Origin of the sequence: Mesorhizobium sp. M1142 (genome assembly GCF_040318565.1) — a bacterium.
Taxonomy (GTDB): domain Bacteria; phylum Pseudomonadota; class Alphaproteobacteria; order Rhizobiales; family Rhizobiaceae; genus Mesorhizobium.
This window is the reverse complement of record NZ_JAMYMK010000007.1, coordinates 230,180-252,002: the sequence shown is the minus strand read 5'-3', so window position 1 is coordinate 252,002 and position 21,823 is coordinate 230,180. Positions and strand designations below refer to the sequence as shown.

At 62.4% G+C, this 21,823-nt stretch carries 24 protein-coding genes; 12 read left to right on the top strand and 12 right to left on the bottom strand.

Going from position 1 to position 21,823, the window contains the following annotated elements; all coding sequences use genetic code 11:
- The first annotated feature begins 4 nt into the window (after positions 1–4).
- Genes NKH42_RS14635 through NKH42_RS14625 form a run of 3 tightly spaced genes read left to right on the top strand, consistent with a single transcriptional unit; the run spans position 5 to position 1,729 of the window.
- On the top strand, positions 5–670 hold the full coding sequence (locus NKH42_RS14635; RefSeq protein WP_352477367.1) for a glutathione S-transferase family protein: 666 nt from the start codon (positions 5–7) through the stop codon (positions 668–670).
- Positions 671–672: 2 nt separating this feature from the next.
- Complete coding sequence (locus NKH42_RS14630) at positions 673–1,083, top strand: hypothetical protein (RefSeq protein ID WP_352506425.1); 411 nt, start codon at positions 673–675, stop codon at positions 1,081–1,083.
- A 4-nt stretch (positions 1,084–1,087) separates the two neighbouring features.
- On the top strand, positions 1,088–1,729 hold the full coding sequence (locus NKH42_RS14625; protein ID WP_352506426.1) for a Pr6Pr family membrane protein: 642 nt from the start codon (positions 1,088–1,090) through the stop codon (positions 1,727–1,729).
- 14 nt (positions 1,730–1,743) lie between these two features.
- On the opposite strand, the gene NKH42_RS14620 is transcribed toward NKH42_RS14625, so the two are convergent.
- Positions 1,744–1,989, bottom strand: a complete 246-nt coding sequence (locus NKH42_RS14620; RefSeq protein WP_352506427.1) for a DUF1127 domain-containing protein — start codon at positions 1,987–1,989, stop codon at positions 1,744–1,746.
- Between the two features lie 92 nt (positions 1,990–2,081).
- Here NKH42_RS14620 and NKH42_RS14615 point away from each other — a divergent pair, with 92 nt between their 5' ends.
- The 3 genes from NKH42_RS14615 to NKH42_RS14605 all read left to right on the top strand — a co-directional run bounded on the left by NKH42_RS14615 (position 2,082) and on the right by NKH42_RS14605 (position 6,200).
- Positions 2,082–3,494 carry an aminotransferase-like domain-containing protein gene (locus tag NKH42_RS14615; RefSeq protein WP_352506428.1) on the top strand — a complete coding sequence of 471 codons (1,413 nt, stop codon included), beginning with the start codon at positions 2,082–2,084 and terminating at the stop codon, positions 3,492–3,494.
- 148 nt (positions 3,495–3,642) lie between these two features.
- Positions 3,643–5,880: a phosphoribosylformylglycinamidine synthase subunit PurL gene (purL, locus tag NKH42_RS14610; RefSeq protein WP_352506429.1), complete on the top strand. Its 2,238-nt coding sequence runs from the start codon at positions 3,643–3,645 to the stop codon at positions 5,878–5,880.
- A gap of 86 nt (positions 5,881–5,966) precedes the next feature.
- A complete protein-coding gene (locus tag NKH42_RS14605; protein ID WP_023674714.1) occupies positions 5,967–6,200 on the top strand; it encodes a BolA/IbaG family iron-sulfur metabolism protein in 234 nt (77 codons plus the stop codon).
- Between the two features lie 12 nt (positions 6,201–6,212).
- On the opposite strand, the gene NKH42_RS14600 is transcribed toward NKH42_RS14605, so the two are convergent.
- Positions 6,213–7,019 (bottom strand): phosphodiester glycosidase family protein, encoded by an 807-nt coding sequence (locus NKH42_RS14600; protein WP_352477360.1) that lies wholly within the window; start codon positions 7,017–7,019, stop codon positions 6,213–6,215.
- Between the two features lie 162 nt (positions 7,020–7,181).
- On the opposite strand from NKH42_RS14600, the gene grxD reads away from it, so the two are divergent.
- Positions 7,182–7,517, top strand: coding sequence for a Grx4 family monothiol glutaredoxin (grxD, locus tag NKH42_RS14595; protein WP_023674712.1), 336 nt, complete (start codon positions 7,182–7,184; stop codon positions 7,515–7,517).
- 207 nt (positions 7,518–7,724) lie between these two features.
- Positions 7,725–8,924 (top strand): multidrug effflux MFS transporter, encoded by a 1,200-nt coding sequence (locus NKH42_RS14590; RefSeq protein WP_254817732.1) that lies wholly within the window; start codon positions 7,725–7,727, stop codon positions 8,922–8,924.
- A gap of 18 nt (positions 8,925–8,942) precedes the next feature.
- On the opposite strand, the gene NKH42_RS14585 is transcribed toward NKH42_RS14590, so the two are convergent.
- From NKH42_RS14585 to rpsD, 4 genes are all read right to left on the bottom strand, one after another.
- Complete coding sequence (locus NKH42_RS14585; RefSeq protein WP_254817643.1) at positions 8,943–9,350, bottom strand: UCP034077 family protein; 408 nt, start codon at positions 9,348–9,350, stop codon at positions 8,943–8,945.
- Positions 9,351–9,399: 49 nt separating this feature from the next.
- Complete coding sequence (locus NKH42_RS14580; protein ID WP_352506431.1) at positions 9,400–10,227, bottom strand: inositol monophosphatase family protein; 828 nt, start codon at positions 10,225–10,227, stop codon at positions 9,400–9,402.
- Positions 10,217–11,098, bottom strand: coding sequence for a tRNA 2-thiocytidine(32) synthetase TtcA (ttcA, locus tag NKH42_RS14575; RefSeq protein ID WP_352506567.1), 882 nt, complete (start codon positions 11,096–11,098; stop codon positions 10,217–10,219). Before ttcA ends, NKH42_RS14580 begins: the two co-directional genes overlap by 11 nt.
- Positions 11,099–11,256: 158 nt before the next feature.
- The gene (gene rpsD / locus NKH42_RS14570; protein ID WP_352506432.1) at positions 11,257–11,874 is read right to left on the bottom strand and encodes a 30S ribosomal protein S4; all 618 of its coding nucleotides are present in this window, start codon (positions 11,872–11,874) and stop codon (positions 11,257–11,259) included.
- Positions 11,875–12,254: 380 nt separating this feature from the next.
- Here rpsD and NKH42_RS14565 point away from each other — a divergent pair, with 380 nt between their 5' ends.
- Positions 12,255–12,467, top strand: coding sequence for a hypothetical protein (locus tag NKH42_RS14565; RefSeq protein ID WP_023674706.1), 213 nt, complete (start codon positions 12,255–12,257; stop codon positions 12,465–12,467).
- A 90-nt stretch (positions 12,468–12,557) separates the two neighbouring features.
- On the opposite strand, the gene NKH42_RS14560 is transcribed toward NKH42_RS14565, so the two are convergent.
- The 4 genes from NKH42_RS14560 to NKH42_RS14545 all read right to left on the bottom strand — a co-directional run bounded on the left by NKH42_RS14560 (position 12,558) and on the right by NKH42_RS14545 (position 15,384).
- Entirely contained in the window at positions 12,558–12,746 is a 189-nt protein-coding gene (locus NKH42_RS14560; protein ID WP_023674705.1) for a DUF3008 family protein, read from the bottom strand.
- 76 nt (positions 12,747–12,822) lie between these two features.
- Positions 12,823–13,635, bottom strand: a complete 813-nt coding sequence (gene murI / locus NKH42_RS14555) for a glutamate racemase (RefSeq protein ID WP_352477507.1) — start codon at positions 13,633–13,635, stop codon at positions 12,823–12,825.
- A gap of 159 nt (positions 13,636–13,794) precedes the next feature.
- A complete protein-coding gene (locus NKH42_RS14550; RefSeq protein WP_352506433.1) occupies positions 13,795–14,439 on the bottom strand; it encodes a DUF805 domain-containing protein in 645 nt (214 codons plus the stop codon).
- A 78-nt stretch (positions 14,440–14,517) separates the two neighbouring features.
- Positions 14,518–15,384, bottom strand: coding sequence for an RNA methyltransferase (locus NKH42_RS14545; RefSeq protein WP_352690855.1), 867 nt, complete (start codon positions 15,382–15,384; stop codon positions 14,518–14,520).
- 206 nt (positions 15,385–15,590) lie between these two features.
- Between NKH42_RS14545 and NKH42_RS14540 the strand changes: the two genes are divergently transcribed.
- From NKH42_RS14540 to NKH42_RS14530, 3 genes are read left to right on the top strand one after another with little or no spacing between them, the layout of a single operon-like run.
- Complete coding sequence (locus NKH42_RS14540) at positions 15,591–16,802, top strand: NADP-dependent isocitrate dehydrogenase (protein ID WP_352506435.1); 1,212 nt, start codon at positions 15,591–15,593, stop codon at positions 16,800–16,802.
- Positions 16,803–16,811: 9 nt separating this feature from the next.
- Positions 16,812–17,432 carry a glutathione S-transferase family protein gene (locus tag NKH42_RS14535; RefSeq protein ID WP_352506436.1) on the top strand — a complete coding sequence of 207 codons (621 nt, stop codon included), beginning with the start codon at positions 16,812–16,814 and terminating at the stop codon, positions 17,430–17,432.
- Between the two features lie 15 nt (positions 17,433–17,447).
- Positions 17,448–18,029 carry a demethoxyubiquinone hydroxylase family protein gene (locus NKH42_RS14530; protein WP_352506437.1) on the top strand — a complete coding sequence of 194 codons (582 nt, stop codon included), beginning with the start codon at positions 17,448–17,450 and terminating at the stop codon, positions 18,027–18,029.
- A 128-nt stretch (positions 18,030–18,157) separates the two neighbouring features.
- On the opposite strand, the gene NKH42_RS14525 is transcribed toward NKH42_RS14530, so the two are convergent.
- Together NKH42_RS14525 and alaS are read right to left on the bottom strand one after the other, a co-directional pair.
- Complete coding sequence (locus tag NKH42_RS14525; protein WP_352506568.1) at positions 18,158–18,937, bottom strand: PhzF family phenazine biosynthesis protein; 780 nt, start codon at positions 18,935–18,937, stop codon at positions 18,158–18,160.
- 58 nt (positions 18,938–18,995) lie between these two features.
- Positions 18,996–21,662 carry an alanine--tRNA ligase gene (alaS, locus tag NKH42_RS14520; protein ID WP_352506438.1) on the bottom strand — a complete coding sequence of 889 codons (2,667 nt, stop codon included), beginning with the start codon at positions 21,660–21,662 and terminating at the stop codon, positions 18,996–18,998.
- Between the last annotated feature and the right edge of the window lie 161 nt (positions 21,663–21,823).

The window sequence follows — 21,823 nt, the reverse complement described above, 5'->3', positions numbered from 1 at the left end:
GGTCATGAAACTCTATTCGCGGCCGTTGTCGCCCTATTCGTCGATCGTGCGGGCGCTGGCCTACATCAAGAACGTGCCGCTCAAGGTCATTGCACCGCCGCCTGGGTTTCCCATCCCCGAGGCATTTCGTGCCATCTCGCCGCTGAACCGGATTCCGGTGCTGATCACCGGCTCGGGCGAAACGATCGTCGAATCGGTGGTGATTGCCGAATATCTGGAGGAGCGCTTTCCCGAGCCAGCGCTGCTGCCCAAGGATTCGAAGGACCGGGCACTGGTGCGCATGTTCGCTCGCATCACCGACCTTGACGTGCTCGCCCCCACCATGAAGCTGTTTGAGCTCTATTTCGTGCCGCAGCGCAACGAGGCCGAGATCAAGGCACAGTTCGCCCGATTGCATCACGGGCTTGCAGCAATCGAGGCCCGCATGGCGCATGGCCCGTTCGCGCTCGGCGACGACATCTCCTTCGCCGATGCGTGGCTGACGCCGACCCGCTTCGTCTTCAACAATTTTAGGGCGACGATCGGCCGCCCCGACCTGCTTGATGCCTATCCGAAATTCGATGCCTATGAGCAAATCGCCTTGCAGCACCCGGCGCTGTCGCGCGTCTGGGGTGAGATGACGGACGGTCTGAAGATCTTTCTGTCCGAACTCGAGATGGGCGCCGCTTGACCATGCGATCGACACTAGCCCGCCTCGCCCTCGCCGCTTCCGCCGGTCTTGTACTCGCCTCCTGCCAGTCAGGCCCGAAGAGCACGCCAGCGCCGGCGGGCAAGAGCGCGTCACTGCTTGCCATGGAGCAGGTGGCAATAGCTGCCCACAAATGCTGGATCGCCAGCAAGGACCCTGCGTTCAAATCCTATCAGATGGCCAACGAACTGAATTCGTTCAGCGGCACACCGCGCTTCCTGCTGGTGCCGGCCAAACACTATGGCGGAAAGCCGTTGCTGGTCGTGCAGGCGCAAGGCAATTCGAGCCGCGTCGACGTATTCGGCCCATTGATGGCGGAACCGCTCGGCGCCCGCATCGGCTCGGACATTACCCGCTGGCAGACGGGCAATCCGGCCTGTGGCGCTGCTGCCTAGCCCAATGGGTCGCTTGCTGCAGATCACCGGTCTGGTCGTCGGCCTGGCCGGGCTCGTCCTGCAGCTCTGCATCACCGTCCCGGCATCAATGGAAGCCGGCCGCGGCTTTGTCGGCTCGCTGGTCTTCTATTTCAGCTTCTTCACCATCCTGACCAATATCGGCGCGGTGCTCGTCCATGCCTCGTTGCTGTCGTCAACGGGTTATGCCTGGTTTCCGGCTTTTGCCGCCCCACGGATGCGGGCGGGCGTAGCCGTCGCCATAACGCTGGTTCTCATCGTTTATGCAACGGTCTTGGCGCGGCTTTGGCAGCCGCGAGGGCTGTTCCTGCTCTGCGATGTGCTCTTGCACTATGTGACGCCGGTGTTGTTCGTGCTGTGGTGGCTTGTGGCGGGCGCCGACGGCTCGACGCGGTGGCGTGACATCTCCTGGTGGATGATCTATCCGATCGCGTATCTGGCCTATGTACTGGCGCGGGCGCCAATATCGGGCGAAGTGCCCTACCCGTTCCTCAACGTCGCCAAGAACGGCGCGACCAGCGTCGCCGTCTCGGCCGTGGCCATCACGGGGCTTTTTCTCGTGCTATGTATTGTGGCGGTGCTTGTGGACCGCGGCGTCGCGCGGCTCAGGACGGCGAGCGTCCGCTGAAGCGCTCGAACGCATCAGTCCCAGAACAGCCTTAGACCTTCACGATGGGCATCGCAGCGCGAGATACCGATGTCCTTGAGCTGATCGTCGGTCATCTCGAGCAGGACCAGCCGACTGCGCCGGCGCTCCAGCAGACCATCGATCCATCGGACGAATGACGTGACCACTTGCACGATCCGGCGAACATAGGATCTCCGGCCCGACGAGCGGCTTCCGGTCAATTCAACTGCCGCGTAGCGGATTGTCTCTATTGTACCCATTGTCTTTCTGCTAAGATTGCAATTGTGCCTTTCGTGCGGCCCGCTTCATATGTATTGACTCCCATTTCGGTGCAATGTAAAAAATTGTCACCATGACAACTTGGCTTCCGGACCTGACCGCCCGCACCGGCCCGCTCTATCAGCGGCTTGCCGATTCCATCGAGACGGACATCGACCGCGGCCTGATCGGTGCAGGGGCAAAGCTGCCGCCGCAGCGCGATCTGGCATACGACATCGGCACGACCGTCGGCACGGTCGGCAGGGCCTATCAATTGCTGCGCGAGCGGGGACTGGTCAGCGGCGAGGTCGGCCGCGGAACCTATGTTATCGCTCAACAGTCGGAGAGCGCAAAGCCGGATTTCCTGGGGCCGGTCGAACAAGGCACACGCTATATGGATGCGCCCGGCGACAAGCTGCGCTTCGATAGCACGGCCGCACCGGATGTCGGCCAGGGTGCCATCGTCGCCGACGTGTTGACACGCACGGCGCAAGACCATCCGCATGAGATTTCAAGCTATACTCGTGATTTCCCGGACCGCTGGTTGGAAGCGGGGAGGCGCTGGTTGTCGCGCAATTCCTATCGCCCGGCGGCGGATGCAATCGTTCCCACGCTCGGCACCCACGCCGCGGTGATGGCAACCATTGCGGGACTCACCGCCCCCGGCGACTATGTCGTCTTCGAGCACCTCACCTATTCGCAGATCTCCCGCAGTGCCGGCCTGATCGGTCGCCGGACCGCGCTGGTGGCGGCTGACGACGAGGGCATAGATCCCCAGGATTTCGAGCGCGTCTGCGCACAAAAGCATCCGAAGATGATTTTTTTGATGCCGACGGCGAAGAACCCGACGCTGACAACGCTGTCGGCATCGCGCCGCGAAGCAATCGCGCATGTCGCCCGTCAATATAACGTCGTCCTGATCGAGGACGATCTCTATGGTGGACTGACCGATGACCCAACGCCTTTAATGGCCGAATATGCTCCCGAACGGACCATCGTTGCCGGCGGCCTGTCGAAATCGGTCGCGGCGGGTGTTCGCGGCGGTTGGCTCGCTTGCCCGCCGGCCTACCGTCACCGCATCCGGGTCGCCCATAAGATGATGACGGGCGGCCTGCCCTTTCTGCTGGCGGAGGTGGGCAGCCGGCTGGTGCTGTCCGGTCAGGCCGCCGAGATGCGCAAGCGCAGCATTGCCGAGATCGGTGCGCGCATCGCGATCGTGCGCGAGACACTCGACGGCTTCGACTTCAAGGCGCTGGACAATGTGCCGTTCGTCTGGCTCACTTTGCCCGACCCGTGGCTGTCCGGCACCTTCAAACAGGCTTGCCTCGAACATGGCGTGCTCATCGACGACGAGGATGAGTTCAAGGCAGGGCGTTCCGAACAGGCCTTTCATGGCGTGCGGTTTGGCATCTCGCAGCCGCGACAGCGGGACGATATCGCGCACGGCGTCGCGGTAATCCGGCGGCTTCTGGACGAAGGCCGCGCCGGCTACGACAGCTTTTCCTGAACCGGCTTGAAACCGGCGGGTCGAGTGGCGATCTTTCGCTACTTGCGGTCAGCTGTTGCTTTCCATCGTTTTAGTCATCCAACGGGGTGTATCGGCTGCATCGCTTGCGATAAGACGGGACTCGATCCCAAGGACACAATTGCCGATCATGACCATTTCCAATTCCGTGCCGATCACTCCTGAACTCATTGCCGCGCACGGGCTGAAGCCCGACGAGTACCAGCGCATCCTCGACCTAGTCGGGCGCGAACCGAGCTTTACCGAACTTGGTATTTTTTCGGCGATGTGGAACGAGCATTGTTCCTACAAATCCTCGAAGAAGTGGCTGCGCACGCTGCCGACCACCGGGCCGCAAGTCATCCAGGGCCCGGGCGAGAATGCCGGCGTGGTCGACATCGGCGACGGCGACTGCGTCGTCTTCAAGATGGAGAGCCATAACCACCCCTCCTATATCGAGCCTTATCAGGGAGCTGCGACCGGCGTCGGCGGCATCCTGCGCGATGTCTTCACCATGGGCGCGCGGCCGATCGCGGCGATGAACGCGCTGCGCTTCGGCGCGCCGGACCATCCCAAAACCAGGCACCTCGTTGCCGGTGTCGTTTCCGGCGTCGGCGGCTATGGCAATTCCTTCGGCGTGCCGACGGTCGGCGGCGAGGTCAATTTCGACGCCCGCTACAATGGCAACATCCTGGTCAATGCCTTTGCGGCGGGACTTGCCAAGACTGATGCGATCTTCCTGTCGGAAGCCAAGGGTGTTGGCCTGCCGGTGGTCTATCTCGGCGCCAAGACCGGGCGCGACGGTGTCGGCGGCGCCACCATGGCCTCGGCCGAGTTCGACGACAAGATCGACGAGAAGCGGCCCACCGTGCAGGTTGGCGATCCGTTCACCGAAAAATGCCTGCTCGAAGCCTGCCTCGAACTGATGGCGTCCGGCGCCGTTATCGCCATCCAGGACATGGGTGCCGCCGGCCTCACCTGCTCGGCGGTCGAGATGGGCGCCAAGGGCGACCTCGGCATCGAGCTCGATCTCGACAAGGTGCCGGTGCGTGAAGAGCGCATGAGCGCCTATGAGATGATGCTTTCGGAGAGCCAGGAGCGCATGCTGATGGTGCTGCGCCCCGAAAAGGAAAAACAGGCCGAGGCGATTTTCCACAAATGGGGCCTCGACTTTGCCATCGTCGGCAAGACTACCGACGATCTGCGCTTCCGCGTGCTGCACCAGGGCGACGAGGTCGCCAACCTGCCGATCAAGGATCTCGGCGATCAAGCGCCGGAATATGACCGTCCCTGGGTCGAGCCGAAGAAGCCGGCGCCGCTGGCCGGCGATGCACCGCAAGCCGACGTGGCCGAGGCACTGCTCAAGCTGCTGGGCGGACCGGACCTGTCCTCGCGCCGCTGGGTGTGGGAGCAGTACGACACGCTGATCCAGGGCAATTCGTTGCAGCTTCCCGGCGGCGACGCCGGTGTCGTGCGCGTCGACGGCCACCCGACCAAGGCGCTCGCCTTCTCCTCCGACGTGACGCCGCGCTATTGCGAAGCCGACCCTTACGAGGGCGGCAAGCAGGCGGTTGCCGAATGCTGGCGCAATCTTACCGCCACCGGTGCTCTGCCGCTCGCGGCCACCGACAACCTCAATTTCGGCAATCCGGAACGGCCGGAGATCATGGGTCAGTTGGTCGGCGCGGTGAAAGGTATTGGCGATGCCTGCAGGGCGCTCGGCTTCCCGATCGTCTCCGGCAACGTCTCGCTCTACAATGAGACCAACGGCCAAGGCATCCTGCCGACACCGACCATTGGCGGCGTCGGATTGATTGCCGACTGGTCGAAGATGGTACGGATCGGTTTTGCCGCCGAAGGCCAGATGATCGTGCTGGTCGGCGCGCCGAGCATGTGGGGAACGCATCTTGGCCAGTCGGTCTATATGCGCGACATTCATGGCCGCGCCGACGGCCCGCCGCCGCCGGTCGATCTCGGCCACGAGAAGCGGGTCGGCGACCATGTGCGGGCACTGATCGCCTCCGGTGTCGTTACCGCGGCGCATGACGTTTCCGATGGCGGCATCGCGGTGGCGCTGGCCGAGATGGCGATGGCCTCCGGCATCGGCGCGACCATCCCCGGCCTGATCGGCACAGATCCAATCCCGGTCTGGTTCGGCGAGGACCAGGGCCGCTATCTCTTGACGCTGTCGATCGACCCGCAGAGCGAGCAATGGGACGCCATTCGCGAACAGCAAAACAAGCTCGGCGTTTTTGCGCCGTGGATCGGCTCGACCGGCGGCAGCGAACTGAAGCTGGGCGAGGCGCGTGCGATACCGGTCAGCGAATTGACTGCCGCCCACGAATCCTGGTTCCCTCGCTTCATGGCAAATGAGGTCGTGGACCCGTGATGTGATCGAGTGGGCCCCTTTCCCTGTGGTTCATCCGCCATTTCGACCATATCTATGAGATCACGACCTGAACAAGGAATCCTCACATGGCAATGGACGCCCACGACATCGAACGGCTGATCAAGGAAGGCATTCCGGACGCCAAGGTGACGATTCGCGACCTGGCCGGCGACGGCGACCATTATGCGGCTGAGGTTGTGGCCGAAAGCTTTCGCGGGAAAAGCCGCGTCCAGCAGCACCAGATGGTCTATGACGCGCTGAAGGGCAACATGGGCGGCGTGCTGCACGCGCTTGCCCTGCAGACCAGCGTGCCGGACTGAGCTCTCTTGCAGTTACCGGCTCGCAAGCTTCTTACCGGTCACGGCGATGATCGGCCCGGCTGGATAGTTTCCACCCACAATCATCCGCTCGCCGTTCGACAGCGCCGAAACGGCCCCGTCGAAGAAAAGCGCGCTGGGACAATCGAGCGCGTCTCGAAACAGTCGGGCGAAGCTGCCGAGGCTGACCTCAGAGCGCGAGATCGCCAGCACGACAGTGTTTTCGTCACGCACGCCGACGCCATTGCGGATATAGCGCGATGTGCCGTTTTGCTCGAAGCGGGGATGAAGCCGGCCGTCGATCACCAGCATCGGGCCGGATTGCGTGGCAAACATCACGTCCAGTCTGGTCGCAACATAGGCGCTTGTCTCGATGACCGCCGCCTTGCCATCCTTCCGGACCAGGAAGACGCCGTTCGGTTTCAGGAAGAAATTGCCTTCGCTGTCGGCGAGGTTGATCGGCGCCTTCTCCCGGCCGTCCTCGACGAGAAGGCCGACCGGAGTCAGGTCTTGGTGATACATGCCGGCGTTCATGGCGAGCAGCACCGGCCGGCCCTGATCCGCCATCGCCTTGTCGAATTTGTCCAGTGAACCGAAAGCCTTGCCGTCAATGCCTGCGTGGAACACACCGATGTCATAGCGGCGCAGATCGATTTCGCAGACGACATAGGCGACCGCCTCGAAGCTCGCGTCGCGGCACGGCGCCGGTAATCCACCGCCGACGACGAGAGGTGGCTGCCTCGGCGACTTGGCCCACCAGATCAAGGACAGTGCGGCGAACAGAACGGCGAGGACGACCCCGGCGAGATACCGTCTTTTCATCACGCCTCGGGACAAATGGTGGCCAACGGCTTGGCCCAAGATCAGACCTTCCTTTGCGCCATTTGCATGGCAAGGCGGCAAACATCTTGTTTCGCGCAACCCATGGGTTTATTTGAAGGGTAATGTTCGAGCCTGACTCCCACAGGCATGAAAGGGTATTCCATGAGCGGCATCAACGATTACATTGACAATGAGGTGAAGGGCAACGACGTCGTTCTCTTCATGAAGGGCACCCCCGGCTTTCCGCAATGCGGATTTTCCGGCCAGGTCGTGCAGATCCTCGACTATATCGGCGCCGACTATAAGGGCGTCGACGTGCTGACGTCGGCCGAACTGCGGCAAGGCATCAAGGACTACTCCAACTGGCCAACCATCCCGCAGCTCTACGTCAAGGGCGAGTTCGTCGGCGGCTGCGACATCATCCGCGAGATGTTCCAGGCGGGCGAATTGCAGACCTTCCTCGTCGAAAAAGGCGTCAGCGTCAAAGGCGCCGCCTGACTTCTGTTTCTGCGTATGACCTTCCGACTGCGATTTTCGGGGGTCAAGCGATAAGCGCCGGGGCAGCCCCCACCTTGGCAAAAAGTTCTGCCCGACATCGGGGCAATCAACGAATGGATGCGTCGGCCAGCCGGCGCATTTTCGTTGAGGATCGGACTGGCCGTGGATCAGCAAGCACAAGCGCAGCAAAAGGCAAGCACCTTGCCCATTCCGCGCTGGGAATTCATTGCGCTGTGCGCGGCGCTGATGGCGCTCAATTCGCTGGCCATCGACATTATTTTGCCGGCGCTGCAGCAGATCGGCGCTTCGCTTGGCGTCGAAAATGAAAACCACCGGCAATATGTGGTCACCGCCTATATCCTTGGCTTTGGGGGCGGACAGCTGTTCTTCGGGCCGATCTCGGACCGTTTCGGGCGCCGCGCGCCTCTTGTCGCAGGGCTGGTGATCTACGTCGTCGCGGCCGGCGCTGCGGCAATCGCCCCGTCATTCGCCACGCTTCTGCTATGCCGGGCCGTGCAAGGCATCGGCGCGGCGGCGACGCGCGTCATTGCCGTCTCGATCGTGCGCGATACGTTCGACGGAAGGCGCATGGCCGAAGTCATGTCCTTGATCTTCATGGTGTTCATGGCCATTCCGGTGGTCGCGCCCGGTATCGGCCAGTTCATCATGCTGTTTGCGACCTGGCATGTGATCTTCGTCACCATGGCAGCCGGCGCGCTGATCGTGTCCGCCTGGTCGCTGCTGCGCCTGCCCGAGACATTACATCCCGAATATCGCCGGCCGCTGACGCTGTCCTCCATCATCGGCGGCTTCCGCATCGTTCTCACCAACCGCATCGCGCTCTGCTACGCCTTCGCCAGCACCTTCATCTTCGGCGCCATGTTCGGCTTCATCGCCTCGGCCCAGCAGATCTATGTCAGCGTGTTCAATGTCGGTGAGATGTTCCCGGTCATCTTCGCGGGGGTTGCCGGCGTGCTTGCGTTTTCGAACTACCTCAATTCGCGCCTCGTCGGCCGTATCGGCATGCGCCGCCTGTCGCAAAGCGCGCTGCTGCTGTTTCTGGCAATCAGCCTTGCCTGGCTGGTCGTTTCCATCGAAATGAAGATGCCGCTATGGCTCTTCATTGCCTTCTTTGCCTGCGCCATGGTCCCGTTCGGCGCGCTCGGCGCGAACTTCAACGCGCTCGCTATGGAGCCGCTGGGGCACCTGGCCGGCACTGCGTCGTCGATCCTTGGGTTCATGCAGACATTTCTTGGCGGCATTCTCGGCACGCTAATCGGCCAAGCCTTCAACGGCACGGTGACGCCGCTGGCCGCCGGGTTCTGCAGCGTGTCGGTGGCGGCGCTGCTGATGATCCTGCTGGCCGAGCGCGGCAGACTATTCCAGCCGCATAACCCGCCGGTTTAATACACATTGCGCGTGCGCCTATGATGCACCCTCACTGACCGCGGTGAAGCGAGGGAACAGCGTACGTCCTGCGATTGCTCCACCCATACTGTCGGAAACGGGCAGTGGAAGAGCCTTGTCGAGCGCCTCGAGGACGGAAGCCACAAAGGCCCGGTTGAGCGGACCATCGTCCCCTAGATGGGAGAAAGTGGCGCGCGGCTTGCCAATAAGCGTGCCGTTTCGGCGAATTGAGAACTGCAGCGTCAGGGTCATGCCCGCGGTTCCGGGCGGCGGCTTCCAACAGGCGAAGATTGCGGAGAACATCTCGTCTATGGTGTCGACGGAGTCGGGACTGCGACATGCGCGTTCCCCAGCTCTTGCTTCATTGACACCGGCAACCAAGGCAAGGGCAAAGGCCGTTGCAACAATTGCGGACCGAGGTTTCATTCGAGATCTCCGGTTTCGCACAAGATTGGACACCTTTGGCAGCGAAGAGCTATTCCGCCCAGAGCTCGCGGCGCAGCTCCCGCCAGCTCTCACGGTCCGGCGCGACCAGCAAGCCACCCCCGACATGCGACGGCAGATAGGCGCTGCCGTCGAAGCGCGCGGCATGGCCGCCGGCCTCCGCATGGATCAGCACGCCGGCCAAGTGGTCCCAAGGCATCAGCTTGTTGTAGACGACGAAATGGCCGTGGCCGCTGGCCAGCAGGCGGTATTCGTGGGCGGCGCAGCGATAATTGAACTGCGATAGCGACTTAGTCTGGTTGCGCGCCAAACGTGAGCGGTCCGGCTCGGGCACATAGTGCCATGAGACCGCACCGGTCATTTCCGACATCGGCGCCGGTTTGGCGACATGGACCTTTTCCAGATTGCCATGGGCATGGCGGATATGGCTGCCGGCGCCACTAACGCCGATCAGCCAATCCTTGCCGACGGGGTCGTGAATGATGCCGGCGACCGTCTTGCCCTTGACCACGACGCCAAGCATGACGCCGAACAGCGGCACGCCGGAGGCGAAGTTGAAAGTGCCGTCGACCGGGTCGATGACGAAGGCGAGTTCGGCATCGCCGAGACCGTCGAGCAGCGTCGGGTCGTCGGAGCAGGCCTCCTCGCCGACGATCATTGCGTGGGGATAACGCTGGCGCAGGCTGGCGGTGATGAGCCGTTCGGCATTGACGTCGGCCTCGGTGACGAGATCGGCGGCCGAGGTCTTGCGACGGACGTCGCCCTCGCTCAAACGGCGAAAGCGCGGCATGATCTCGGCGACGGCGGCTTCCGACAGAAGGTCGGCAAGCCAGTCGATCGCGCTATCTTCAAATGTCATCGGGACGCCTAGTAGTGAGGGTTTCGTTGAGGGCGGCGAAATCGAACAGTTTCCTGTCGAGCAGATGCGAACGCCGCACATTGGTCATGGCGCGGATCATCGTGTCCTTGCGGCCGGGCATGCGCTTCTCGATGTCGTCGAGCATCGCCTTCATGGCGTTGCGCTGCAGACCTTCCTGGCTACCGCACAGATCGCACGGAATGATCGGGAATTTCATGGCGCCGGCGAATTTCTCGAGATCGGCTTCCGCACAATAGGCGAGCGGCCGCAGCACCATGACATCGCCTTCGTCATTGAGCAGCTTCGGCGGCATGGCGGCCAGGCGCCCGCCATGGAACAGGTTCATGAAGAAGGTTTCCAGTATGTCCTCGCGGTGGTGGCCGAGCACCAGCGCCGAGCAGCCCTCCTCGCGGGCAATGCGATAGAGATGGCCGCGCCGCAGCCGCGAGCACAGCGAGCAATAAGTGCTGCCCTCGGCCAGCTTGTCGGTGACCACCGAATAGGTGTCCTGATATTCGATGCGATGCGGAATGGCATAGCTGTCGAGATAATCGGGCAATATGTGCTTGGGAAAGTTCGGCTGGCCCTGGTCGAGATTGCAGGCCAACAGCTCGACCGGCAGCAGCCCGCGCCATTTGAGATCAAGCAGCACGGCAAGCAAGCCGTAGGAATCCTTGCCGCCCGACAGAGCGATCAGCCAACGGTCGCCGGGTCTCACCATGGCGAAATCGTCGATCGCCTGGCGGGCAAGCCGCAACAGCCGCTTGCGCAGCTTGTTGAACTCGACGGAGGACGGCACATCGGCAAACAGCGGATGAAAGCCGCCTTCGGCCTCGGCGATCGGGTCAAGCGTTTTGGCGTCTGGCTGCATGTTCACGGCGCGTCGGCCCTAAAGTCCTGTTGCCGCCCGCAGTAGCGCATCGGATCGAAAATCGAAATCGATTTCCGACTCACGTCCCTGAAAAGGACGAAGAAAGAAAAGGCCGCCTGGAGGGGCGGCCTTCGGTTTTGTCGTGACGAACGCGCCGATCAGCGCGAATAGAATTCGACGACCAGATTCGGTTCCATCTGCACGGCAAACGGAACGTCCGCCAAGCCGGGGATGCGCGTGAAAGTCGCGGTCATCTTGTTGTGGTCGGCCTCGATGTAATCGGGCACGTCGCGCTCGGCCAGGCCCACCGATTCCAGCACGATGACCAGCTGCTTCGACTTCTCGCGCACTTCGATGACATCGCCCGGCTTGCAACGGTACGAGCCGATGTTGACGCGCTTGCCATTGACGTTGATGTGGCCGTGATTGACGAACTGGCGCGCCGCAAAGATGGTCGGCACGAATTTGGAGCGGTAGACGACGGCGTCGAGGCGCGATTCGAGCAAGCCGATCAGGTTCTCCGAGGTGTCGCCCTTGCGGCGGTCCGCCTCTTCATAGACCTTGCGGAACTGCTTCTCCGAAACGTCGCCATAGTGGCCCTTCAGCTTCTGCTTGGCGCGCAGCTGCAGGCCGAAATCGGAAAGCTTGCCCTTGCGGCGCTGGCCATGCTGGCCGGGGCCGTATTCACGCTTGTTGACCGGGGACTTCGGGCGGCCCCAGATGTTTTCGCCAAGACGGCGGTCGATCTTGTACTTCGCGGATTCGCGCTTGCTCATCGCATTCCCTTTCAAAACAACACACCCGGAACCTTATGGTCCGGGTGAAGGAAACGCGCCCTCCTCTGGCCTCCGTTTTCGAGACCTGACAGGGTTTTCCACGCAACGCGACGGAAAACCCACGGGACACGTCATTTCAAACAAGACATAGGGAAAGTAAAACCGGCTGCCCAAACGTCTTGCACACATAAAGAAAACCACCGGGCATTGCGGCCCGGTGTTGGTGGGCTGGTTAAACGGAGATTTAACCGCTGTCAAGCTTCTGGCTGGCGCGAGTCGCCGAACCGGATAGTGTTACGGTTGTAGAACGTGCCGGATGTGGCGGGAGGTTGCGCCAGCGGCATCAGGAAGGGACTGAAGTCAGAGGAGCAGGAATTCGCATGAAGAAGTTCTTCCTTACGTTGGTAGGAGCCGCGGTGATGGCCGGCACGATGGCGGTCGCGCCCGAGCCAGCGCAGGCCCGGCATTGGCATGGGCACAGGCATCACCAGGTCTGCCGCATCGTGGTCAAGAAAAAGGTGGTGTGGCGTCACGGTCATCGCAAGGTCATCCGCTACAAAGTGCGGCGCTGCGGGTGGGGCTGGAACTGGTAATTTTCGCCCTCGCCCGTTGAGACTTCATGGCCCGCGGCTCAGCCGCGGGCCTTTTATTGACCGGCATCCGCCGCCAGAATGGTCAGTCGATCAGTGTTTCGACTTCTTTTCCGGCAGGCCTTTGCGCTTGGTCTCGGCGAATTCCTCGAGCTGTTTTTCGCTCATGGATTTATACATTCCCTTCGACGCACCTTTGAGCGCGCCCTTCTTGGTCTCGCCGCGCTTGGCTGACAATGCCGCGCCGGCCGCTTTCTGCTGGGCTTTTGAGGTGGCTGGCATGATGGTTTCTCCCGTTTCCGATGAGAGGAAAACGCATTGTCTGGTGTGATGTTCCCAAAGCGAAAATTGCTTGCGGTCAGGATATCGCCAGGCCAAATCCCTGCATCAGCCGGCGCGTCGGAAAATCGGCGCTGTTCGAGGTGAAGAACGCAAGGTCGGCCCCTTCCGGCAGTGCCTCTCTGCGATAAGCGGCCTCGGTATCGGCAAGCAGCGACAGCGCGCGGCGTGCGATCGCCTCGGCCGGGTCGAGCCAGTCGACCGGCCAAGGTGCTGTCTTGCGCATGCGGTTGGCCAAAAAAGGATAATGGGTGCAGGCAAGCACGACGATGTCGGTGCGCAGCCCGTCATGCTCAACGAAGCACGGCGCGATCTCGGCGCGCACGGCGTCCTCGTCGACAAAACCATCGCGCATATAGGCTTCGGCCAATCCAGCCAGCCTGTCGCTGCCGACCAGGCGGACGTGGCATTTCTGCGCCCACTTGCTGATCAGGTCGCGCGTGTACTGGCGCTTGACGGTGCCGGGCGTCGCCAGCACCGAAACCAGGCCTGAGCGCGTGCGTTCCGCCGCCGGCTTGATGGCCGGCACGGTGCCGACGAAAGGGTGGCCGGGAAACCGCTCGCGCAACGCATCGATGACCAGTGTCGAGGCGGTGTTGCAGGCGATGACCGAAATGGCCGGCGAAAACCGTTCGAGCAGCCTAGCGAACAACTCCAGAATATGTGTTCTCAGCGCCGTTTCCTCCCAGGCGCCGAAGGGGAACGCCGCGTCGTCGGCGACATAGATGAAGCGGCGGTCAGGCATCAGGACGCGCGCCTCACGCAGCACGGTGAGGCCGCCAATGCCGGAATCGAACATCAGGATCGGACGGGCGCTCGACGGATCGGTCATGGTCATTGAGTCACTAAGGGCTGGGAATCACTAAGGGCTGGGGAATTACAAAACGAGATCACGAGAGAAGGCCGGCCTATGCATTTTGCTTCGGCCAATGATGCTTTGTCCCGGCCGCTTCTATGTGGAACCATCATGGCCTTGATGCGGCGAGACGGGTCACACAAGGCCCCGCTTGCCGAAGCCGCCGGCCCGCGGCCGGCCGATTGCCGGAGATGCAGGTTGAGATGCGCGATGGTTCGACGGCACCGGTGCGGCGCGCATGGCGTAGGGCGGAGCCTGGGCCGTCACGCCGGCGGCTGACGCTGAATGGAGCGCCGCGGTGCCGCGTAGCGGCCCGGGCGGGTCGAAATCGTCGAAACTCAGGGATGACGCTATATCGGAAGAGCGACCGCCCGCCGGCCTGGCCGCCAAGATGACGGCCCACAGCCCGACAAGAGCTAATCCCAGCAGGTTAAGACCGGAATGCGAATCTTCGCCGTCGAATTTTACGACAAGAACAGTGCCGGCCTGCAGGATCGCGAACAGCGTCGAGAACACGATATACGACCAAAGGATCCAACCGGACCCTTGCGCGTCGCGGCTTCGACGCCAGGCGAAATTCGCGCGGAACAGAACGATCACCAGCGAGGCGACGAGAACGGCCGCGGCCAGCCCTTCCCTGGAAGGACCTGGTTTCGAATTGGCCAAGCCCTCGATGCCGATGGTCAGCACGACACACAGCACAAAGGTCGCGATTTCCGCAACCAGCAGAGTCACGGAATAGAAGAAAAAGCGAAGACGACCGATATTTGAGCTAAACATTCGAGATCCATCGTTTCGAAAACCATGGATCAAACCAAATAAAATTCGGTTACTGGTAAGACAGCTGCATTTGCGCGCCTAGTCTTTGTCTTTCGCCCTCGCAGCGCGTGCCGCGGCCGCCGGGAGCCGCCTTGGATCGTCGCCGGGCGATCCGTCGCCGCGCGGCATGGCCGGCGAGAACCTGTCCAGCGATGATATTATTCCGCGCAGCACCTTGAGCTCCGGCTCGGCAAAGCCGGGGCGGGTCAGCACTGCGCGCAAATTGTCGACCATCTTCGGCTTCTTCGCTGCCGGGCGGAAATAGCCGCGCGCCTCCAGTGCACCTTCCAGATACGCAAACAGGCCGTGCAATTCTTCCTTGGCAGCCGGCGGCATTTCAGGGCCGGAAAAGTTGGTCATGGTCTCGTTTTCCAGGCCGGACTTCATCCATTCATAGGACATCAGCAGGGCCGCCTGGGCGATGTTGAGCGAGGAGAAGGCTGGATCGACGGGGAAGGTGACGATCTCGTCGGCAAGGCCGACCTCGTCATTATAGAGGCCGAAGCGCTCGCGGCCGAACAGGATGCCGGTGCGCTGGCCGGCCCGCTGCCGCGCCCGCAGCGCCCTGCCCGCCTCGACCGGACCGCGCACCGGCTTGAAATTGTCGCGCGCGCGCGCCGTGGTGGCGAAGACGAAGTTCAAATCGCCGACCGCCGAGGCCAGGTCGTCGAACACCGTGACGGCATCGATGAGGTGGTCGGCGCGACTTGCGGCGGCACGCGCCTTGTCGCTCGGCCAGCCGTCGCGCGGATTGACGAGCCGCAGCTCGGCAAGCCCGAAATTGGCCATGGCGCGCGCAACCATGCCGATATTCTCGCCGAGCTGCGGCTCGACCAGGATGATCGCCGGTCCGGACGCAGGCGTTCCGGAGGCAAGAGGGGTGTCGGGATCCTGGGTAGCGGCCATGGTTGTCAGTGAACTGCTGTTTGCGGCATTTCGCAGTCCCCTGCCACATTTGGCGGCGAAAATGAAGCTTTGGCAAAGAATGCCGGCACTACGGCGCGGTTCGCCGTTTGCGCGGCCAAAAAGCCTTTGATATACGGGCCGCATCCCAGGGCCGGCAGCCGTGCGGGCAAGGCCGTTCCGTTCCCCAAAAGCGAGGCATTCTTTTCATGGCGAAGATCAAGGTGGCGAACCCGGTCGTCGAACTCGACGGCGACGAGATGACCCGCATCATCTGGCAGTTCATCAAGGACAAGCTGATCCACCCTTATCTCGACCTCAAGCTCGAATATTACGACCTCGGCATCGAGCACCGCGACGCCACCAACGACCAGGTGACCATCGATTCGGCCAACGCCATCAAGAAATACGGCGTCGGCGTGAAATGCGCGACGATCACGCCCGACGAGCAGCGCGTCGAGGAATTCAAGCTGAAGAAGATGTGGAAGTCGCCGAACGGCACCATCCGCAACATCCTCGGCGGCACCATCTTCCGCGAGCCGATCATCATGAAGAACGTGCCGCGGCTGGTGCCCGGCTGGACCAAGCCGATCATCGTCGGCCGCCACGCCTTTGGCGACCAGTACCGCGCCACCGACTTCCGCTTTCCCGGCAAGGGCAAGCTGACGATCAAATTCGTCGGCGAGGACGGCCAGGTGATCGAGCACGATGTGTTCGACGCACCCGGCCCCGGCGTCGCCATGGCCATGTACAATCTCGACGAATCTATCCGCGAATTCGCCCGCGCCTCGCTGAACTATGGCCTGCTGCGTAATTACCCCGTCTACCTCTCGACCAAGAACACAATCCTCAAGGCTTATGACGGCCGCTTCAAGGACATCTTCCAGGAGGTCTACGAGGCGGAGTTCGAAGCCGAATTCAAGGCGAAGAAGCTCTGGTACGAGCACCGGCTGATCGACGACATGGTGGCCTCCAGCCTGAAATGGTCGGGCGGCTATGTCTGGGCCTGCAAGAACTATGACGGCGACGTTCAGTCCGACACGGTGGCGCAAGGCTTCGGCTCGCTCGGCCTGATGACCTCGGTGCTGATGACGCCGGACGGCAAGACCGTCGAGGCGGAAGCCGCGCACGGCACCGTTACCCGCCACTATCGCCAGCACCAGAAGGGCGAGGAGACCTCGACCAATTCGATCGCCTCGATCTTCGCCTGGACGCGCGGCCTCACGCACCGCGCCAAGCTCGACGACAATGCCGAACTGAAGCGCTTTGCCGAGACCCTGGAAAAGGTCTGCATCCAGACGGTCGAGTCCGGCTTCATGACAAAGGATCTGTCGCTGCTGATCGGCCCCGACCAGCCATGGCTTTCGACCACCGGCTTCCTCGACAAGATCGACGAGAATTTGCAGAAGGCGATGGCCTGAGCCCGCGACATGGGCAAGCCCGTCGTCTACGGCGCGGACTACAGCGTCTATGTGCGCATCGTGCGGCTGGTGCTCGAGGAAAAGGGCGTCGGCTACGAGCTGGTGCCCGTCGACGTCTTTGCCGCGGACGGCATTCCCGGCTGGTACTTCGAGCACCAGCCGTTTGGCCGCATCCCGGCCTTCGAACATGACGGCTTTTGCCTCTACGAGACCGGCGCGATTGCGCGTTATGTCGACGAAGCCTTTGACGGCCCGGCGCTGCAGCCGGTCGGAGCCCGGCCTCGAGCACGCATGAACCAGATCACCGGCCTGCTCGACGCCTACGCCTACAGGGCCATGGTCTGGGATGTCGCGGTCGAGCGGCTGGAGAAAACGCCACCCGACGAAGCCGTGATCGCCAACGGGTTGCGGCAGGCGAGAACGGCATTGCAGGCGCTGTCGTCGCTGAAAGCCGGAGGGCCTTGGCTGTTGGGGACGGACCTGACGCTGGCCGACCTGCACGCTGCGCCAATCATCAGCTATTTCGTCAAGGTCGCCGAGGGGCAAGCCCTGCTGGCCGAGTCTGCCGAGCTTCGGGATTGGTGGACCCGCATTGCTGCGCGTGCGAGCGTTGCCGGCAGGCTGACTTAACTCTCGGGCGCATTCATGACTGAACTCTCCCACCAGGACGTACTGACGGTGGCCAGAATAGTCAGAGTCAACCACGCCGGCGAATACGGCGCGATCAGAATCTACTCTGCACAGATTCTTGTCGCGAAGCGTTTCTGGCCGGACTGCGTGCCGTCTTTGTCGCAGATGCTTGGGCACGAGCGCAGCCATTGCGCGGCTTTCCATGCAGCCATGCCGCTGCGACATTCCCGACCGTGCCGCGTGATGCAATTCTGGAGTTGGGGCGGCTGGCTGCTAGGCTTCCTCACTGCCCTGCTCGGCCCGCAAGGCGTCTGGGCCTGCACCGCAGCGGTCGAAGCGGCGGTGCACCGACATCTCGATGATCAGCTGTTCTTTCTAACCGGACGCGATCACGAGTTGCACGGCATCATCCTGTCCATCCGCGAAGAAGAGCTTGCCCATCTCCGTCACGCCGAAGAGCAGTTGAGGTCGCCTGGACCGTTGCTGAACTGCCTGCGCGCAGCGATCTCCGTTACCACCGACTGCCTGATTTGGCTGTCGACCTGGGGCGACTCGACGCGAATGACGCGTGCCCTGAAGGCATCAAGGCATCCCTGATGAGCGCTATGCCGTTCCAGCGGCGCTTCTTCCAGGCCACTGGCCTGCGCCATCTGGCCGCCGCCACGGCCCAAGCGCCATACCGTGATCTTGGCTGAGGCGAAGCAGCCACCGAATTGGCGAGCCGCTCAATCGGGAAGGTAGATTTCCGCCTTCATGAAGGTCTTCGCACGGCCTGTGATCAGCACGCGATCTCCGGCCAGTTCGCATAGCAAATGCCCGCCGCGCTGCGAGCATTGGAATGCCGATACATGCGTCTTGCCGAGCTTTTCAGCCCAGTACGGCACCAATGTCGCATGAATGGAGCCAGTCACCGGGTCCTCGGGAATGCCAGCTCCGGGTACGAAATAACGCGAGACGAAATCATGGGCTTGCCCAGGCGCGGTAATGACCAGGCCGAGAGGATGAAAACGTCCGATCCTGAGCAGATCGGGAACGAAAGATCGCACGGTTGTCTCGTCGGCAAGCTCGACAAACAGGTTCTCGAAATTGCGGAAGCTCGCAACCGGCCGCTGAGGCAATATCGCTTGCAGCGCCGAGGTCAGTTCGTCCTCGACGGGCCGCGGCGGAAAACACGGCAGATCGAGCTGATAGGCGCCTTCCCGCCGGGAAACCCGCAGCTCGCCCACCCGGGTGGCGAAGGCCATTTCGCCCTGACCATCGTATTCCGTAGTCAGCACATGGGCGGCCGCAAGTGTAGCATGGCCACAGAAGTCGACTTCATGAACCGGCGTGAACCAGCGCAAATCCCAACCCTCGCCACTCGGCCGCGCAAACGCGGTTTCAGCAAGATTGTTCTCGTTTGCGATGGCCTGCATCACGTCGTCCGATAGCCAGTCCTCCAAAATGAGAACGGCAGCGGGGTTGCCTTGGAAAGCCCGTTCGGCAAAAGCGTCGACTTGATACATGGTCAACGTTGCCACATCATCCCCGCTGCCACTTCGGCCTGGCCTTACTGGTGCAGATTCACGCAGCTTCCAGCGCCGCCTTCACCGCAGCGATCGCGTCTTCGGCCTTCGAGGCGTCCGGGCCGCCGGCCTGGGCCATATCGGGTCGCCCGCCGCCGCCCTGCCCGCCCAATGCCGCGGACGCGACGCGCACCAGATCGATGGCGCTGAAGCGGCCGGTCAGATCATCGGTAACGGCGACGACGACGCTCGCCTTGTTGTCCTCGCCGGCGCCGACAAAGACGACCACGCCGGAGCCGAGGGACTTCTTGCCGGCATCGGCCAGTGGTTTCAGATCCTTTGGCGAGACGCCCGATACCGCCTTGCCGAGAAAACCGACACCGGCAATGGTTTCGTTTTCCGCAGGCACACCAGCTGGCGAGCGATCGCCCAGCGCCAGCTTCTTGCGCGCCTCTGTCAGCTCCTTTTCGAGCTTCTTGCGCTCGTCGAGCAGCGCCTCGACGCGGGCCGGCACATCGGCCGCCGAAATCCTCAGCGCGGCGGCGGCCGCCTTCAGCCGTTTGTCCTGTTCGTCGAGATGCTTTCTGGCGGCCTCGCCGGTCAACGCCTCGATGCGGCGCACGCCGGCAGCGACCGCGCTGTCGGACACGATGCGCACCAGGCCGATATCGCCGGTCGCCCTGACATGCGTGCCGCCGCATAGCTCGACCGAATAAGGCCGGTTGGCCTTGGCGCCATGCAAGCCCGTGCCCATCGAAACGACGCGCACTTCATCGCCATACTTCTCGCCAAACAGCGCCATGGCGCCCTCGGCGATGGCGTCGTCGACAGACATCAGTCGTGTGATCACCGGGCCGTTCTGAACGACGATCTCGTTGGCCATGCGCTCGACCTCTTCGATCTCGTCCGGCGAGATCGGCTTGTTGTGCGAAATGTCGAAGCGCAGACGCTCGGGCGCGACCAGCGAGCCCTTCTGCGCCACATGGGTACCCAGCACCTCGCGCAGCGCCTCATGGATCAGATGTGTGGCGGAATGGTTCGCGCGCAGCCTGGAGCGCCGCGCGTGGTCCACCTTCAGCTCGACGGTCGCGCCAGTCTTGACAGTGCCATTGGCCACCCTGCCGAGATGGACGAAAAGCCCATCGGCCTTCTTCTGGGTATCGGATATCTCGATCGAGAACCCGTCGCCCGAAATGACGCCGGCATCGCCCATCTGGCCACCGGACTCGCCATAGAACGGCGTCTGGTTGACAACCACGGCAACGGCGTCGCCTTTGCCGGCACTGTCGACGGTCTTGCCGTCCTTGACCAGCGCCTCGATAAGGCCTTCCGCCTGCTCGGTCTCATAACCCAGGAATTCGGTGGCGCCGGTCTCCTCACGCACCGCGAACCATACCGTCTCGGTTGCGGCCTCGCCGGAACCAGCCCAGCTTTTGCGTGCCTCCGCCTTCTGCCGCTCCATTGCCTCGGTGAAGCCGGCAAGGTTGACCGAGATGTTGCGCCGGCGCAGCGCGTCCTGCGTCAGATCGAGCGGAAAGCCATAGGTATCGTAGAGCTTGAACGCTGTCTCGCCATCCAGCATGTCGCCGGAGGCCAGCTTTTCCGTCGCCTCCGAAAGCAAGCCCAAGCCGCGCACCAGCGTCTTGCGGAAACGAGTTTCCTCAAGCTTCAGCGTCTCGGTGATCATCTGTTCGCCGCGCACCAGTTCCGGGTAGGCTTGCCCCATCTCGCGGACCAGCGCCGGCACCAGGCGCCACATCAGCGGATCGCGGGCGCCGAGCAACTGCGCGTGGCGCATGGCGCGGCGCATGATGCGACGAAGCACGTAGCCGCGTCCTTCGTTGGACGGCAGCACGCCGTCGGCGACCAGGAAGCAGGACGAACGCAAATGGTCGGCGATGACCCGGAACGATGCGACGGTGTCCGCATCCGGACCTTTGCCGAGCGCCGACGATGCAGCGTCGATCAGGTGGCGGAACAGGTCGGTTTCGAAGACGCTTTCAACCCCTTGCAGGATGGAGGCCATGCGCTCGAGGCCCATGCCCGTGTCGATCGACGGACGCGGCAGGTCGACGCGCTCTTCCTTCGTCACCTGTTCATACTGCATGAACACCAGGTTCCAGAATTCGAGGAACCGGTCGCCATCCTCCTCGGGGCTGCCGGGGGGACCGCCCCAGATATGCTCGCCACGGTCGATGAATATCTCCGAACACGGCCCGCAAGGCCCGGTGTCACCCATTGCCCAGAAGTTGTCCGAAGTCGCGATGCGGATGATGCGATCGTCCGAAAGGCCGGCGATCTTCTTCCAGTACGAGGCCGCCTCGTCGTCGGTGTGGTAGACGGTGACCAGCAGCTTGTCCTTCTTCAGCCCGAACTCCCTGGTGATCAGGTTCCAGGCAAGCTCTATGGCGCGCTCCTTGAAATAGTCGCCGAAGGAGAAATTGCCGAGCATCTCGAAGAAGGTCAGGTGGCGCGCAGTGTAGCCGACATTGTCGAGGTCGTTGTGCTTGCCGCCGGCGCGAACACTCTTCTGGGCAGTCGTGGCGCGCGAATAGGGCCGCTTCTCCAGACCGGTGAAAACGTTCTTGAACTGCACCATGCCGGCATTGGTGAACATAAGCGTCGGGTCGTTGCGCGGCACCAGCGGGCTTGACGCGACGACCTCGTGACCTTCCTTGCGAAAATAGTCGAGAAATGCCGACCGGATCTCGTTGACGCCACTCATGAATACTGCCTTTTCGAGAGAACCGCCGGCTGCCGGCGGAAAATAGACATGGCCTTTTAGCGGTCGCACCGCAGCCTGTCCAGAAACACCAAACGGGCTCAAATCCCCGCTTTCACCAGCGCTTTGAAATGGCTTCTGCCCCGCCGTCAAACGCAAACCGC